We start from the raw sequence: 16,101 nt of genomic DNA, 5'->3' as shown, positions 1-16,101 counted from the left end.
CCCAGTTATTCTTAAAGGACATTCCTGTGCGTTTCAAAAGCATGGAGTATAGGATAACGGCTTCAGCAGACAGTCCCTTAAATTCTTCTCCGTCTACCAATATTTCAGGCACTTTTAGAAAGTTAAATCTTTCCGCTTCTCTGTTATAGAAATAGTCAAAGTCCATGCAGGATCACCTCCCTCCTTAAAAATTTGCAAAGAAAAAGACGATAGTTTTTTCTCTATCGCCTTTGGTAACCATTTTTATGAAATTTTTTAGATTGATTTTATTGCTTCATTGATACCTTGTAAAAAAGCTATAACTGCTGCTCCAACCATCGGTATTCCGTATGGACTTAACAGGAATCCTAATATCAATGCTTCTATTCCGATGGTAACTTCTTTTTGCAGAAAAGAGGCAATTGCTCCAAATATGCAAAACATCATCAGCAAATATAGTAGGGCTGTTCCAATACCAAGTAGAAATGTCAGAAATGCTGTGAGGATACTTAACACCAAGCTAATTGGAAACAAGATTATTTTTATTATCCATCTCATCATTTAGTAGTCCTCACTTTCTAAAGCATTCTTTGTATCTCCACACACCATATCAATGCAAACATTCACATCAATATAATTTTTTAAGACTTTTTTTCGTCCTCCCTCTCCGTCTTCTACAAATACATAATGCTTGTAAAACTGCTTAAAATGCAGTATTTTCACGATTTCACTCTTTGTATCAACGCTATGCACTCTACATGCCAAGTATTCGGGAACATATCGACTGCCTTTATATCCTTTACCTCATACCCTGCGTCTTTTAGTTGATTTAGGTCATTTACAAACGACTTTGGATTACATGAAATATATACTAGATTTTTTGCTCCAAAGTCTATTATTTGCGGGAGAGCCTTTGGCATTATACCGCCTCTTGGCGGGTCTAGGACTATTACGTCCGGGTGTATCCCTCTTTGTGCCAAGTCGCCCACTTTTTCACCTACGTCACCGCAGATAAATTCTATATTTTCGATATCATTTCTTTCAGCGTTTATTTTTGCCATTTCTACGGCTTCTTTGACTATCTCTATAGAGTATACCTCATCAGCCACATCTGACAGAGCAATCCCGATTGTACCCGTACCACTATAAAGGTCAAACAGCACTATTTTATCGCTGTTCATATCGGCGGTTTTCATAATCGCTTTTCCAAAGCAAGCTACATCATTTTCGCCCAAAGCTTCCACATACATAGGCGACACACCATTACAATTACTACCTTTTGTGCTCACATTACCAGTACCTATAATCGATTTCACCATATCGATTGCTACACTGTATAAAGTCTGCGCACCCTTTGTATTAGTTTGAAAAAATGAAAACGGCGATATAAGGTATTGTTTACCTAGGACGACTTCTTTTAAAATTTCTTCGCCGTACAAAACCTCTAACTTATCCGCCTGCACAGTATCTGCAAGACTGTCATTTACAGTGTGCAAAATCCCGATAATTTTATCCCTAAAACCACCTGTAAATGAGAAAGAAGTAGAGCCGTTCACGTTCATAGCATCACTTAAAGACTTAGCCTCGCCAAAGTCACCATCACAGGCAAAGCTTTCACAGTCATTCTTGTCAAAAGCCCCATCAAGCGAAAGCAAACCTCTTACATATTCTGATAAATCCAGCTCCATCTGCGAAGTAGTCACCAAATTTACCAAAATCTGACCGGTATTTATACCACGCCTTAGCACCAAGTGGCGTAGCACACCACTATGGCTCATGATATGATAATGAGGAATATTTTTTGCCCTAAAAAACTCACAGGTAAATTTTAAAATCCTCCTGTAGTCCTCACTCACCAGCATACAATCACTCGCATCCAGTATACTCATTGACGAAGCCTTCCTATGCAGACCGATATTCAGCTCGCCGCCCTTTATCTCGTTTCCAAAAGTAAACTCCATCTTATTTTTATACTCTCTGTCAATGGGACTGCCGATTATCTCAAAATCTGATATATCCTTGTGACCGCCCTTAGCAAATAACTCCTGTAGCATCTGCTTTTTATATATCAGCTGTTTTTCATAAGGTACGCTAAGATAAGCACACCCGCCACACTTGCCAAAGCTTTTGCACACGCTTAGAGTTTCATCAGTGGATTTTTCCACCACCTCGATTATATTCGCCTCGACCTTGTCCTTCCTAATCTTTTTAACATAAGCTTTGACAATCTGCCCACGTATCCCTCCGGACAATACTACCCTTTTACCCTCGACCTCGCCCTCAGTCTTACCGCCAAAGTGCATTTTATTTATCTTCACATTGATTATATCTTTTTTCTTCATTATAATATCTTCCATAAGCTTAAATGTTATATTACTAATTATCTCATTTGCAAATATGAAAGTCAATTTTGATTTAAATATTTAAAAGTACAACACATCAAAAACCAATGATAATAGGTGGACTTAGTCCGCCTATAAGCGTAAGCTTTTATAAATAATTATCATTAAACCAACACATTTTTTTATTAGATATAAAAAAACTTTGAAAAATTTCCAAAAAATAATTATACTTATTAATAATATAAGAAAATCAAAACAAACAGGAAAACATAATGGAAAACAAATTAACAAAACTAAAAACCCTATTTCTAAGCAACCTCTACGTCAGTGCCTTCACCTTTGGCGGCGGCATGGTCATAGTAACCTTTATGAAAAAAAAGATGGTCGACCAGCTCCACCTCATAGACCAAGAAGAAATGCTCGACATCATAGCCATATCACAGACAAGCCCGGGCGTAATAGCAGTAAACGCATCCATATTACTCGGATGGAGGATAGCCGGCTTTGTAGGTATGCTAGTGTCAGTATTTGCCACGATATTGCCACCAATGACCATAATCCTGATCATCAGCAAATTTTACGAAGCCTTTATAAATAACATATATATCTCCACCATGCTAAAAGGTATGCAAGCAGGTGTCACAGCCGTCCTCATGGACGTGACAATCAGCCTGCTGTCAAACGTCTACAAGCAAAAAAATCCACTACACCTATTTATAATGGCAGTATGCTTTATAGCAAATTTCCTTTACAACGTCAACCTAGTATACCTTATCTCATTTGGCATACTAGTGGGCATAATAAGCGAATACATCAAACTGAAAGCAGGCAAACAATGATATACCTACAACTATTTATACAGTTTATGAAAATCGGAGTAATGAGCTTTGGCGGAGGCTATGTAGCAATCCCACTGATACAAAATCAAATCGTCAATACTAACCAATGGATAACCATGAAAGAATTCTCCGACCTCATCACCATAGCCGAAATGACACCCGGACCAATAGCCATAAACAGTGCTACCTTCGTAGGCTATAAAGTAGGGGGGTATCTCGGAGCAGTCCTAGCCAGTATAGGCGTAATCTTCCCATCACTATTTATAGTCTCAATATTATTTTTAATCTACAACAAATATAAAGACATCTCAATGATGAGCGGCGTACTAGGCTGCATGAGAGCCGTAGTAGTAGTGCTGATTGCAGACGCAGCATTTAGCTTTTTTAACCTCATGGCATTTGAAGGTAGATTTGCTGATATCAGCAGTATAGATAAATTTTCGTTAACTACATTTATATTGGCACTCATCGCCCTTAGAAAATTCAAACTAAGCCCAATATTAGTAATGCTAGCCTGCGGACTGGCTAGACTATTTACACTAATGATATAAAAATGGGACATAGGGACGGAGTTGGTATCGCATTTTATAGGATACCTACCCCGTTTCCCATTTTGATAGTAAATATTGAAGATTTTATACATAATATTATTTGTGATAGGCTCAATTGATAAAAAGAATGCAAAAAAATAAAAACACCTTGCATTTTCTGCCCAATTGTGAGATAATAATAAAGCCAAAAAACCGGATAAATATGCACCCATGGCTCAGCTGGATAGAGCGTATGGCTACGGACCATAAGATCGGGGGTTCGAATCCCTCTGGGTGCACCAATATGTTTTACAAAGTTTGGTAAAATAGATTTTTATTGAAATATCAATAAATTAAATTCAACTATATTTAACTATATTTGAATAAAACGTAACAATTTAAATCTCATATCTATCGGAATTTAATCCGCTAGGTATGAGCTTTTTAATTTGTTTATGAAGTCTATAAAATTATCAATTGTAGCTTGTTTTTGATTTTTTGTTAAGAATGAAAGACAAAGAGCTTTTGAGTCTGTTTTTAAAAAATGGGCGGGAAATAAGACGTATAATTTGTAACACATTTGTAAGTTTACAAACCTGCATTTTAGATTATAATCAAAATAAGCAAAGGAAAATATATGTGCAGCCACTCATAAACCTAACCCATATTATAAAGGACAGATGCATATCAGTATGCGGACAAATATATGGCTATAACCATAGCCGTATGTAGCCGTATATTTGTCCGTTAACATTAATAGAGGCTGTATAGATAGTGACATTACAATACCATCACCAGCTACCCGACATGACGATATTTACATCACATTGCCTTAGGACATATCCTAAGTGGCATATCAGCCGATGCAGGCAATAAGGTTATTTTACAACTGCATTACAATATATTTAATCACTTGACTTAAAAAAATGCCGGTGATATAATTCCATGGTAAATTACTTTAAGACAAGTAAATGGGCATACCGCTCAAAATTTTAAGGAGGACTTATAAACATGAAGAGAAAATTAGCTCTTGTAATGGCGTTCATGATGGCTGCTACATTAGTACCGGCAGTACCGGCAGACGCTGCAACAGAAAACTCTGTTAACAAACAGTTAACACTAGAAAGAAACGCTAACGTAACTACGAGTAATGGTCAGTATCTAAGAATAGAACCTAAAAACTCAGTTGTTGATAATTTGACAGCAGGTCAAATTTTTGAGTTACACCTAAACTATGGTGAATGGGATTTCGGAGTTGACTCTAAAGGAAATTCACTACCAGTAGCAATAAACAACGGTGGCGCTACAACTTTAGCTACTATGACTAAAAAGACTGACACAATAGCAGAAGTAAAAATAGCTGATGGCGTTACTATAGGTGAGGGATTAGGTTCTACCGCTAAAGCAGCAGCTACAGGCGGAGTTACTGAAACAAAAGTAGATAAAATAAAAGTATCTTCTGGAGCAGAATTTAAATGGACCAAGGTTACTGGCCTATCTGCAGGTGATAGCGTTAACTTAAAAATAACTGTTAACGGAACTGAAACAACAATAAACGTAAAGGCAGATGCTGCTAAAGAAATCAAGAGTGATGCAGTTGTTGATGCTATAAATAGTAATGAAAACTTTAGAAAAATGTTCTATACAACTGTAGTGACTGGCACACCTGACCAAGTTGTTTTAACAAGTAAAGACAACACTGCTGTTAATTCATTCACAGTAGAACAAACATACGATTTAGCAAATCCAACAGCTCCAGTAGGGATGGGAGTTAGTGCTGCAGCAAAAAGACCAGCAGAATATGAAAGACCAGAAATATTAGTTCCTTATGCTGAAATTTCTACAGCTACTCTTCCAACAGCAGGATATACTTTAACAGTAAAATTGGAAGGAACAGAAAAAACTTTTACTGTAAAAGCTGATGCTGATACTGATAACGATAAAAAAATAAGTGCTACTGAGTTTGCTAATGCACTTGTAGGTTTGCAAACTAGCTGGACTGCAGCTCCAAGTGGAGATAATATAAAATTCTCATACGGTGGTGCTGTTAAAACAGAAACAAAACCAGAAGATTACCTTATAAAAGGTGCTTTCGGTGCTGCCGATGCAGTTGCTAATGCCCAAGCAGATGAACTAAGAATACCAATGCTTTACAAAGCGTCTGAACTTAAAGAAGAACCTATGAAAGTAACTATAGTTCCTAGAGATACTACAATGACTGAAGGAACATACACACTTTCTACAGTAAATGCTGATGAATTAAAGATATCTACAGACAAGAAATACAAAATCTCTCGTTCAGGAAGCTCTAACGAAGTTAAGTTTGCTATCTCAGAAGTAAACAACAAAGCAATGGATGGACAAACAGTACAATTTAAGTTGCCTACAGGCTTTGCTTGGGATTTATCAAATGTTAAAAATCCTGATGCTACAGATGTAAAAATATATGATGAAGTTGTTGATGGAAAGACAAAAACTTACAACAGAATATTGAGCGTTACACTTAAGAAAGGTAGCGATACAAACCTTGATGTAGCATACATCAACGCTAATATTATACCTGACAGAGATGCTAGACTTGGTGATGTAGATATCACTGTATTACAAGGTGACATAGCTCCATCTTCTCTAGTAATAGCTGAATACGTTATAGATGGTGTTTCAGTTAAAGTTGACAAAGTTCTTGACGTTATAGCCGGTAAAGACGTAGAAAAGAAATACGAAGCTAAAGTAATCGTTGACGAAAACGTAGCAAATGCTCTTCTTGATGGAAGATATGTTGAATTCTCATTTGTAGATGATGCTGCATTCTTACAAGATGGTGAAGTATTAAAAGTTAAATCTTTAGATGGCTCTGCAGGAGATGCTTTAAATATAGATATTAATTCAAACAACGATTTGTCCGGCAAAGCTGACGCAGCAACAATTGATGGTGCAGGTACAGATGTTGGCTCTTTCTGGGATATGAAAGTAGTTCAAGATGCTGATAAGACTAAGAAAGCTAAATACGAAATCACAGTACCATTCGTAGTAAACTCTGACTTTACCGGTGACCTTATGTTAAACGTTAAGGGCGCTGGTGTTACAGGCGACGCTAAAAATGGTGGTGTAGATGTAAAAGTAGCTAACGTTAAAGCTCCAGTTACTATCGAAGCTGCTAAACCACTTCCACAAGTTAAGATAGGGCTTCAAAACCAAGTAGGTTCTGATATCACTATCAAAGAAACTGAAGCTGGTGCATTACAAGATTACGTTCCAAATGTTTCTAAAGATGATGCAACATACGAATTGGTTCCAGAAAAGCTTGGTTATGCAACATTTGATAACGCCAAAGTAGAAGTTACAGATGGTAACCTTTCTATAGATAAAGATGCATCTGATGTAGATGATGTTAAAGAACACAACAATGTTTATAAAGATGGTCGAATCAAGATAGTTGTTGACAGAGTATCTACAAAACCATCTACTATTAAAGTATCTGATATTAAAGCAACTCTAGACAGAACAGTACCTTACGGTAAACTTCAAATGAAGGGAAAATTTGGTGTTGTAGCTGCTAGACATTCAAGTAAAAAAGATATTGAAACAAACAAAACTGTTAAATTTGATTACTTCACAACTGTAACTCCAGTTGATGAAACTAAGAGAATAACTACAGTATTTACTATCGGTGAAAAGAACTACACTGAAGTAAACGGAAAAATCAAAGAAGAAAAGACTGCTGAAGTAGCTCCATTCATTCAAAATGATAGAACTATGTTACCAGTTAGATACGTTGCCAATGCTCTTGATGCAGCAGTATCTTATGACCCTAACACTAGAGTAGCAACATTCACTAAGAACCAAATCGTTGCAACTATCAACATAGACAAAGACATCATGTATGTAAATGGTTCTCCAGTACAACTTGATGGCAAACCAGCTAACGTAGAAGGCAGAATCTTCTTACCAGTAGCTAACATAGCTCAAGCATTTGGTCTTGAACATGGAAAGACTATAATCTGGAACGCAGAAGCTAAGACAGTTACAATCCTTCCTCAAAACGCTACAGAAGCTGAAATCAAAGAAGCTAAAGAAGGAAAAACTCTTGAAAATGCTGTAACTAAAGAAGAAACTAAAACTGAAGCTCCAGCTGACACTAAAACTGAAACTCCAGCAAAATAGTTTTGACTAAATAGTTATAACGGACAAGTACTGGGATAAATTCGTATAATTTAAAATTCAATTCGAATATAGATTATATAAGTAATTACAATATTCAGATATAAGTCCTAAAAAACCCTCCATTATCTTGGAGGGTTTTTTGTTGTACTTTTTTGAGTGTGGCGGTGAGTATGATGTTGAATATTATTATAAAAATAAAAATAATTTATAAAAAAGCTAAAGTAAAAAAAACTATGTCCGATATATTGAGTGTAAGGCAGATATACTGAATGAAAACTAAATATATAATTACTGACGATTATGCAGTCACGGCGCGCATGGCTATGTGAAAATTGGTATTATATTTATGTTACTTACAGTATATTTTAAATTATAATTTAAAATATTAGGGCAAGAAGCCCAATTACAAATTTCAGGAGGAAATAAAATGATAATTAACCACAATATGATGGCTGACAATGCACACAGATTTATGGGTGTTAACTCAAGCGGAATGGGCAAGAACGTAGAAAAGCTTTCTTCAGGTATGAAAATAAACAGAGCTGCTGATGATGCTGCCGGTCTATTTATATCTGAAAAAATGAGATCTCAGGTTAGAGGTCTTAACCAAGCTTCTCAAAACTCTTTAGATGGTATTTCTGCAGTACAGACTGCTGAAGGTGCACTAGATGAAGTACACGCTATGCTACAAAGAATGAGAGAACTAGCTGTTAAAGCCGGTAACACTACTTTACAAAGCTCTGACGTACAAGCTATCCAAGATGAAATTTCTCAGTTAACTTCAGAAATAGACCAAGTTGCTAAAACTACTCAGTTCAATAAAACAACTTTATTAAACGGAGACTTCAAAAATAAGATGCTTCAAGTAGGTGCAAATGCAGGACAGACTCTTGCTCTTTCTATATCTGCTATGACTGCTAAAGGTCTTGGATTATCAGGAACTTCTATAAAAGTTGGAGCCGGTGAAGCTAAAAAGATAACTGCTGCAAGCAACAAAGCTGCTACTACAGTTCTTAAAGCAGTAGACAAAGCTATCGCATCTGTATCTAAACAACGTTCTAGCCTTGGTGCTATCCAAAACAGACTTGAACACAAGATCAGAAACTTAGATAACGCTGCTGAAAATACTCAGACTGCTGAAAGCAGAATCAGAGATACTGATATGGCTAAGACAATGTCTAAGTTCACTAAGGATAACATCCTTACTCAGGCATCTCAGGCTATGCTTGCTCAAGCAAATCAGCTACCACAACAAGTTCTTCAATTACTAAGATAGTTTTGAAGATTAGTTTCGAGCTATATTATCATGAAACAGAGACCGTAAGGTCTCTGTTTTTTTGTTGTTAAAATTGCAGGTATGATGTATAATTAAATAAATTGCATTTATTAATTTTAACTTGATATTGTTTTATAACAATTATAATAAATTAGTTGATGGAGCTATGATGATATCTATATGTATTATTACAAAAAACGAGTCAAATAAAATTAAAAAGTGTCTTGAAAATGTATCTAAGCTGGGATATGAGATAGTGGTAGTAGATACCGGCTCTACTGACGATACAAGGAATATAGCGTTGCAATATACTGATAAGGTGTATGATTTTGAATGGGTTGATGATTTTTCGGCAGCTCGTAATTTTTGTGCATCCAAGGCTAGTAATGATTTTATTTTCGTTATTGATTCTGATGAATATTTGATTGAATTTGACAAAAAATATATACAGAACAAATTGCTTAAAAATCCACAATGTTTAGGTAGTATCAAGAGGAATGAAAAAGCTCCTTTTTATGGAGAAAATATAGCAGAGCTGCAGATTTCTTATGCAGATAGGATTTATAACAAGAATAAATACCATTATGTGGGATATGTGCATGAGCAAATAAAGCCGATAAATCCTTTGCTTAAAAATGTAGAGGCTAGTGATTGTGTTGACTTACCGGTGACGGTTGAGCATGATGGATATATGCAGACTCCGGAGCAAAAAAAACACAAGGCGAAAAGATATGTAGACTTGCTGGAAAAACAGCTTAGAGATGAGAACATTAATAAGTATATTCAAAAAGAATACACGATGTATCAGATAGGTAAATCCTATGTATATGGTGGAGATTTTGTCAGGGGATATGCATATTTAAAGGCTACACTTGATTATGACTTAGAGCCTAGGACTCCGTGGGTGTTGGATTTAATAATTACTTATATGCAGGTGCTGGTAGAGTTAAGACAATACGATGAAGCGTTGCAATTGTATGGAGTATATGATGCATTTGATTATTCTGCCGACTTTGTTTTTTATATGGGATATATTCATTATCTTATAGGAGATTATGAAAATGCAATCAGCGAGTATAAAAAAGCTACTAAATTTGAAAATAGCATCGTTAAAGGGCGTAACTCGTATTTAGCGTTATATAACATCGGGGTAATATATGAAGGGCTTGGAGATATGGAAAATGCAAAGGCTTATTACAAAAAAGCTCTGCCATACACCATGGCCAAAGAATCTTTAGAGCAGATTAAGTAAGTATGGTTTTTTAATACAACTACAATTGACTAATATTATGGAGAGAATCTATGATTTCGATATGTATCCTAGCTAAAAATGAGGCAGGTAGGATAGAGCATTGTCTAGAAAGGTTATCTCATTTGGGATATGAGATTGTGGTGACGGATACAGGCTCTACTGATGATACAAAGAAAATAGCGAAGATGTATACTGACTGTGTGTATGAGTTTGAATGGGTGGATGACTTTGCTCTTGCTCGCAACTTTTGTGCGTATAAGGCAACTAATGACATGGTAATGTTTGTAGATGCAGATGAATATTTGATAAATTTTGATAAAGAACAATTTGAAAGTGAATTAAAAGCTCACAGCGATTATATAGGAAAGATAACAAACAACATTGTTATGAATTACAATGGTAAGAAAGCTATATCAAAATCTAGTTTGGCAAGGGTATATAACAGAAATTTATATCATTATGTTGGTATTGTGCATGAGCAGATTGCAAGGATATGTCATGACAATGAGCCGATTTTATATTATGATTTGCCTGTAGAGTTTGAGCATTTTGGATATGACCAATCTTTAGAGCAAAAAAAGAAAAAGGCAAATTTTTATTTGAAGCTTTTGGAAATTGAGAACAAAAAAAATCCAAACAACCCATACACTTTGTATCAGATGGGAAAATCTTATGTATATATACAAGACTACGCTAAGGCATATGATTATTTTAAGGGGGTTATGGACTACGATTTAAATCCAAAAACAGACTGGGTTTTAACTTTAGTACTGATGTATGCTCAGGTCCTGATGAAGCTGAGTAAATATGATGAGGCGATGCAGATGTTAAATATTTATGATGAATTTTCGTATTCGCCTGATTATGTGGCTACTATGGGCAATATATTATTTAACTGCAAATTATATGATGATGCATTGGTGCTGTATAATACGGTTTTGAAATCTGACATTCCTATGATGTATGACAATATCAGGAATGTAAGCTACAATATGGGTAATATTTATCTAGCTAAGGGTGATAAACAGGGTGCTATAAAATATTTTAAAGATGCTTTGCCACTTGGTGTTGCCAAAAAGGCTCTTTCAAAATTAGGTATTGTATCTTAATAATAAATTATTAGTAAAAATAATTATGGGGTATTGGGGATTTGTATGATATCTATTTGTATTATTACAAAAAATGAAGCCGGCAGGATTGGAAACTGTTTAGAAAGATTGGTGCCACTAGGCTATGAGATAGTAGTGACGGACACAGGCTCTACTGATGATACAAAAAATATTGCAATGAAGTATACGTATAAGGTATTTGACTTTGAATGGATAAATGATTTTTCAGCGGCTAGGAATTTTTGTGCGTCTAAGGCATCAAATAAATTTATAATGGCACTTGACTCAGACGAATATCTTACAAGGTTTGACAAGAAATGGGTGGAAGATACTCTAAAAAAACATCCGAATTATATAGGTCAAATTAAGATAAATAATAAGGTTGGGACTACTGATGTAAACGACTCTATAGAGATTAATTCTCTTTATATACCAAGGGTTTACAATAAGCAAATCCATCATTTTGAGGGCTATGCACATGAGCAGATAAAGTTTAGAGTGGCTACAAGCTTTGACTCACCTATAAAGGATTTTCCGATTGAAGTAGACCATGTGGGATATTTACAGACTGTAGAGCAAAAAAAAGAAAAGATGCAAAGAAATATTGCTCTTTTGGAAAAACAGCTAGTAAGTGGATTTGAAAAAGAATATACTATGTTTCAAATAGGTAAGACTTATGCTTATGGACAGGATTTTATTAGAGCTTATGGATTTTTAAAGGCGACATTAGATTACGATTTAGACCCAAAAGAAGAATGGGTCTTAGAGCTGATGTTGACTTATATGATAACTTTGGTGGAGCTTAATCAATATGATGAGGCGTTGCAAATAGCAGGAGTATATGATGCGTTTTCTTATTCTGCTGATTTTGTTTTCTTGATGGGTAATATTTATGAGCAAACCAAGCATTTTAATGAGGCAATTGTAGAATATAAAAAGGCTACGACTTATGACAGTTGTAGGGTAGATGGCAGGAATTCTTACTTAGCATATTTCCAGCTTGGCGGTGTCTACTATCAGATGGGTGATATTGAAAATGCTAAAAAATATTATAAAAAGGCTCTGCCGTATGAAGCAGCTAGAAAAAATCTTGAAGAACTGGCAAAATTGGATAAATTTGATAAAAATTAATTAAAAATGAGATTATATATCAACCGCCTTTGAGGAGCTTATCTATGATTTCTATATGTATAATTACAAAAAACGAAGAGGATAAATTGCAAAGATGCTTGGAATGTGTGAAAAATCTTGGGTATGAGATAATAGTCACAGATACAGGTTCTACTGACAATACTGTAGAGATTGCAAAGAGATTTACAAAGAATGTCTATTATTTTAAGTGGATAGACGATTTTTCCGCTGCTAGAAATTTTTGTGCATCTAAGGCGTCAAATGACTTTGTTTTTGCTCTTGATGCGGATGAATTTGTACTTGATTTTGATAAAAATGTTATAGAGACTACTCTAAAAAAGCATCCGGACTATATTGGAGCAATCAAGAGAAATGAAATATCAGCGACTATTGGTGAGGAGGAGTCGTCAAGGCAAACAGCGATAACTTACGCCACAAGGATATATAACAAAAATTTGTTTCATTATGTAGGGTTTGTGCATGAGCAGATTAGATATATTTCAGGGCAAGGAAACGAAATCTATGTAAAATTTCCTGTCACTGCTGACCATGTGGGATATATGCAGAGCCTAGAGCAAAAAAAGGCAAAATCCCAAAGGGAGCTAAATCTACTACAAAAGCAGCTACAAACCGGTGAAGATAAGGAATATACTATGTATCAAATAGGCAAGGCTTATGCGTATTCGGGTGAATTGGTCAAGGCTTATGGATTTTTGAAAGCAACTATGGACTTTGACATTGACCCAAAAAAAGAATGGGTCATCGATATGATGATTACATATATGATTATACTGATAGAATTAAAGCAGTACGATGAGGCTTTGCAGTTACAAGGGGTTTATGACGTATTTGACTATTGTGCGGACTTTGTATATTATATGGGTAAGATTTATGAGCTCACCGGAAACCTTGAGCCTGCTATACTGGAGTATAAAAAGGCGACGACTTTAACCGATTTTTACGAAGTAGGCAGAAATTCTTTTTATGCCTATGACAGCTTGGGTGATGTATATGTGAAAATCGGTGATGTGGTAAACGCTAAGAAATATTATAAAAAAGCCTTGCCATATCAGCCGGCAAGGGAAAAGCTGGAAAAGCTTAAATAAATTTTATGGAGACTGGTATGATTTCTATATGTATTATAACTAAAAATGAGTCTGAACGGATAGGCAAGTGTCTTGAAAGGTTAGTACCTCTAGGGTATGAAATCGTGGTTGCGGATACAGGCTCTACTGATGACACTAAGCAAATTGCGTTAAAATTTACTGATAAAGTGTATGATTTTGAATGGGTGGATGATTTTTCAGCGGCTCGTAATTTTTGTGCATCAAAGGCTTTTAACAATTTTATTTTTGTGCTTGACTCTGACGAATATCTTTTCGAGTTTAACAAAAAATGGGTAGAGTCAAATTTAAAAAAATATCCTAATCATATTGGAGAAATACAGATAAATAATTTGGTAGGGACTACTGATGTAAATGCTTTGACAAATGTGGATACTTCCTATGTACCAAGAATTTATAACAAAAAGCTTTACCATTTTGAAGGTATTGTGCATGAGCAAATAGAAAGTATTTCAAACATTAAAAAACTTCCTATAGAAGCTTTTCCGGTGACTGTTGAGCACGTGGGATATATTCAAACTTTAGAGCAAAAGAAGATTAAAGCTCAAAGAAACATCGCTTTACTTGAAAAACAGTTAAGGACAGGCAAAGACAAGGAATACACGATGTATCAGATTGGCAATACATACGTCTACGAAAAGGACTACATCCGTGGGTATGCGTATTTAAAGGCAACGCTGGATTTTGACTTAGACCCTAAGAAAGACTGGGTTTTAGACTTGATGATTACTTATATGATAGTCTTGCAAGAGTTAAAGCTATATGATGAGGCTCTACAAATAATCGGGGTCTATGACGCATTTGACTACTCTTCTGATTTTTTATATGAGATGGGGCAAATATATAGACTTACTAATAATCCTGACCAAGCCATAGAGGAATATAAAAAGGCTACAAAAATTAAGACGTCTTTAGTAGATGGAAAGAACTCTTATATGTCATATTACAGCATAGGTGCGATTTACTATGAAAAGGGCGATATGGAAAATGCTAAGCTATACTTTAAAAAGGCTCTGCCTTTTGAAATGGCAAAGGATAGTCTGGAGATTATAAAAAATCAGGAAAACTAGTAAGTGATATAGGTGATAAAATAGAAAAGCGGTGTGTGCATTATTATACAGTGTTTAACAATACTCAGCTAACTAAGGATTGTGGACTTGTACCATATTTTTTGTATAAAAATCATGGCTTTGACAGCTATATGTTATCTGCAAAATTAGGTTAATATCCTTGACTATAAGTTTATTTTAATATATAATTATTAAGCCAAGATATAAAGTATCCGTAGCTCAGGTGGATAGAGCAGCAGTTTCCTAAACTGTGTGTCGGGGGTTCAAGTCCCCCCGGGTGCACCAATATGTTTTACAAGCAATTCGTAAAACTAGATTTTATTGAAATATCAACAAAGTAAATTAAACTATATTTAATTATATTTGAATAAAACGCAACAATTTTCACAACAATTGGAAAAGCTCCTTTCTTATGTGATAAGAGCTTTTTATTTACAATTTTTGTTTTAAGTGTATATGATATCTGTTGAGGGTTGGTAACTCTCAGCAGATATTTTTTGGTTTGAAAAATCAAATTGAAAGATAAAGTGAAAAATGATATACTAAAAAATAAGGGCTCGGTAACATATATTGGGGGTTGTGGAGATACCCATGAGAAGGTTGCACAAGCAAATGCAATTAATAAGGCTAAACGTGAAAAAGAGGCAAAACAGCGCAAGAATTTATTAGAACGTAGCCAACAGGAAACATATCAGCAGAGGCTACTCATAGAAAGAAAAAATCAGGATAGAATTTTAGTGGATTTTCTTAAAGAAAATGGATTATATATAATGACCAACGATGTTACAGCATCGAGTTATGCAGTATCTTCACATGGTATTTATGAAAATAAAATTAATAATTATAACTAAGGAGTATAAAAGAGCGAAGGTATGATTATGAAGAAAATAATTTCTTTGGTATTGATATTTTCATCATTTTTCTTAATGGTTGGGTGTTCTATTAAAAATAAAGACTGGGATAAATTATCTACAAAAAAGGTTATCCAACTTTCTCAAAAGGGAGCTGAGTTATCATGGCGAGATTTTGAAAAGTATGAAGGTAAAGAGGTTGGTTCAGGATTATATATTCTAAAATATGAAGTGGATGATGAATATTATCTACTTATTGGAGGTCCGGGAAAAGATGAAAGACCTATGTATATTAGACTAGTACGCAATGACAATAAGAAGGACTATATAGATATAACAGAAGAGAGCGTAGAAGAATTTATTAAAAGCCACAATTTAAAATAGCTATTAAATTTATAGGGACACAGGTACTGGCGATGTGTCCCATATTTATG

15 protein-coding genes and 2 tRNA genes are annotated in these 16,101 nt (G+C 35.0%); 13 read left to right on the top strand and 4 right to left on the bottom strand.

The genetic code is table 11. The annotated features are described in order from the left end of the window. From BBG48_RS07905 to BBG48_RS11300, 4 genes are all read right to left on the bottom strand, one after another. On the bottom strand, positions 1-166 hold a 166-nt coding region (locus tag BBG48_RS07905; protein WP_199560398.1), incomplete at its 3' end, for a replication initiator protein A. A gap of 89 nt (positions 167-255) precedes the next feature. Beyond that, positions 256-537, bottom strand: coding sequence for a CD1845 family protein (locus tag BBG48_RS07900; protein WP_026074037.1), 282 nt, complete (start codon positions 535-537; stop codon positions 256-258). A gap of 3 nt (positions 538-540) precedes the next feature. Beyond that, positions 541-702, bottom strand: a complete 162-nt coding sequence (locus BBG48_RS07895) for a hypothetical protein (RefSeq protein ID WP_001843395.1) — start codon at positions 700-702, stop codon at positions 541-543. Then, a complete protein-coding gene (locus tag BBG48_RS11300; RefSeq protein ID WP_068913836.1) occupies positions 699-2,321 on the bottom strand; it encodes a class I SAM-dependent RNA methyltransferase in 1,623 nt (540 codons plus the stop codon). The genes BBG48_RS07895 and BBG48_RS11300 overlap by 4 nt, the downstream gene beginning before the upstream one ends. Before the next feature lie 272 nt (positions 2,322-2,593). Between BBG48_RS11300 and BBG48_RS07885 the strand changes: the two genes are divergently transcribed. From BBG48_RS07885 to BBG48_RS07825, 13 genes are all read left to right on the top strand, one after another. Next, entirely contained in the window at positions 2,594-3,160 is a 567-nt protein-coding gene (locus BBG48_RS07885) for a chromate transporter (protein WP_068913837.1), read from the top strand. After that, on the top strand, positions 3,157-3,711 hold the full coding sequence (locus BBG48_RS07880; protein WP_068913838.1) for a chromate transporter: 555 nt from the start codon (positions 3,157-3,159) through the stop codon (positions 3,709-3,711). Before BBG48_RS07885 ends, BBG48_RS07880 begins: the two co-directional genes overlap by 4 nt. A 204-nt stretch (positions 3,712-3,915) precedes the next feature. After that, positions 3,916-3,992 (top strand) — tRNA-Arg (locus tag BBG48_RS07875). A gap of 709 nt (positions 3,993-4,701) precedes the next feature. Next, positions 4,702-7,854: a stalk domain-containing protein gene (locus BBG48_RS07870; RefSeq protein ID WP_068913839.1), complete on the top strand. Its 3,153-nt coding sequence runs from the start codon at positions 4,702-4,704 to the stop codon at positions 7,852-7,854. Positions 7,855-8,281: 427 nt separating this feature from the next. Further along, positions 8,282-9,130: a flagellin N-terminal helical domain-containing protein gene (locus BBG48_RS07865; protein ID WP_068913840.1), complete on the top strand. Its 849-nt coding sequence runs from the start codon at positions 8,282-8,284 to the stop codon at positions 9,128-9,130. 169 nt (positions 9,131-9,299) lie between these two features. Further along, complete coding sequence (locus tag BBG48_RS07860) at positions 9,300-10,382, top strand: glycosyltransferase (protein ID WP_068913841.1); 1,083 nt, start codon at positions 9,300-9,302, stop codon at positions 10,380-10,382. A gap of 50 nt (positions 10,383-10,432) precedes the next feature. Continuing rightward, the gene (locus tag BBG48_RS07855) at positions 10,433-11,491 is read left to right on the top strand and encodes a glycosyltransferase family 2 protein (RefSeq protein WP_068913842.1); all 1,059 of its coding nucleotides are present in this window, start codon (positions 10,433-10,435) and stop codon (positions 11,489-11,491) included. Between the two features lie 45 nt (positions 11,492-11,536). After that, positions 11,537-12,622 carry a tetratricopeptide repeat-containing glycosyltransferase family 2 protein gene (locus BBG48_RS07850; RefSeq protein WP_068913843.1) on the top strand — a complete coding sequence of 362 codons (1,086 nt, stop codon included), beginning with the start codon at positions 11,537-11,539 and terminating at the stop codon, positions 12,620-12,622. Positions 12,623-12,666: 44 nt separating this feature from the next. Then, positions 12,667-13,728 (top strand): tetratricopeptide repeat-containing glycosyltransferase family 2 protein, encoded by a 1,062-nt coding sequence (locus BBG48_RS07845; protein ID WP_068913844.1) that lies wholly within the window; start codon positions 12,667-12,669, stop codon positions 13,726-13,728. A gap of 17 nt (positions 13,729-13,745) precedes the next feature. Then, entirely contained in the window at positions 13,746-14,816 is a 1,071-nt protein-coding gene (locus tag BBG48_RS07840; protein WP_068913845.1) for a tetratricopeptide repeat-containing glycosyltransferase family 2 protein, read from the top strand. A gap of 208 nt (positions 14,817-15,024) precedes the next feature. Beyond that, a tRNA-Arg gene (locus tag BBG48_RS07835) sits at positions 15,025-15,101 on the top strand. A gap of 230 nt (positions 15,102-15,331) precedes the next feature. Next, complete coding sequence (locus BBG48_RS07830; RefSeq protein ID WP_068913846.1) at positions 15,332-15,667, top strand: hypothetical protein; 336 nt, start codon at positions 15,332-15,334, stop codon at positions 15,665-15,667. 21 nt (positions 15,668-15,688) lie between these two features. Beyond that, entirely contained in the window at positions 15,689-16,051 is a 363-nt protein-coding gene (locus BBG48_RS07825; RefSeq protein ID WP_147292838.1) for a hypothetical protein, read from the top strand. Positions 16,052-16,101 lie beyond the last annotated feature (50 nt).

The organism is Criibacterium bergeronii, assembly GCF_001693775.2.
Lineage (GTDB): Bacteria > Bacillota > Clostridia > Peptostreptococcales > Filifactoraceae > Peptoanaerobacter > Peptoanaerobacter bergeronii.
This window is presented reverse-complemented; position numbering and strand designations above follow the sequence as displayed.

Excerpts from the sequence above, each read along its gene's own strand:
- BBG48_RS07900 (WP_026074037.1), bottom strand. The coding sequence starts at position 537 with ATGAGATGGATAATAAAAATAATCTTGTTTCCAATTAGCTTGGTGTTA.
- BBG48_RS07855 (WP_068913842.1), top strand. The coding sequence starts at position 10,433 with ATGATTTCGATATGTATCCTAGCTAAAAATGAGGCAGGTAGGATAGAG.
- BBG48_RS07865 (WP_068913840.1), top strand. The coding sequence starts at position 8,282 with ATGATAATTAACCACAATATGATGGCTGACAATGCACACAGATTTATG.
- BBG48_RS07850 (WP_068913843.1), top strand. The coding sequence starts at position 11,537 with ATGATATCTATTTGTATTATTACAAAAAATGAAGCCGGCAGGATTGGA.
- BBG48_RS07845 (WP_068913844.1), top strand. The coding sequence starts at position 12,667 with ATGATTTCTATATGTATAATTACAAAAAACGAAGAGGATAAATTGCAA.
- BBG48_RS07880 (WP_068913838.1), top strand. The coding sequence starts at position 3,157 with ATGATATACCTACAACTATTTATACAGTTTATGAAAATCGGAGTAATG.
- BBG48_RS07885 (WP_068913837.1), top strand. The coding sequence starts at position 2,594 with ATGGAAAACAAATTAACAAAACTAAAAACCCTATTTCTAAGCAACCTC.
- BBG48_RS07860 (WP_068913841.1), top strand. The coding sequence starts at position 9,300 with ATGATATCTATATGTATTATTACAAAAAACGAGTCAAATAAAATTAAA.
- BBG48_RS11300 (WP_068913836.1), bottom strand. The coding sequence starts at position 2,321 with ATGAAGAAAAAAGATATAATCAATGTGAAGATAAATAAAATGCACTTT.
- BBG48_RS07870 (WP_068913839.1), top strand. The coding sequence starts at position 4,702 with ATGAAGAGAAAATTAGCTCTTGTAATGGCGTTCATGATGGCTGCTACA.
- BBG48_RS07825 (WP_147292838.1), top strand. The coding sequence starts at position 15,689 with ATGATTATGAAGAAAATAATTTCTTTGGTATTGATATTTTCATCATTT.
- BBG48_RS07840 (WP_068913845.1), top strand. The coding sequence starts at position 13,746 with ATGATTTCTATATGTATTATAACTAAAAATGAGTCTGAACGGATAGGC.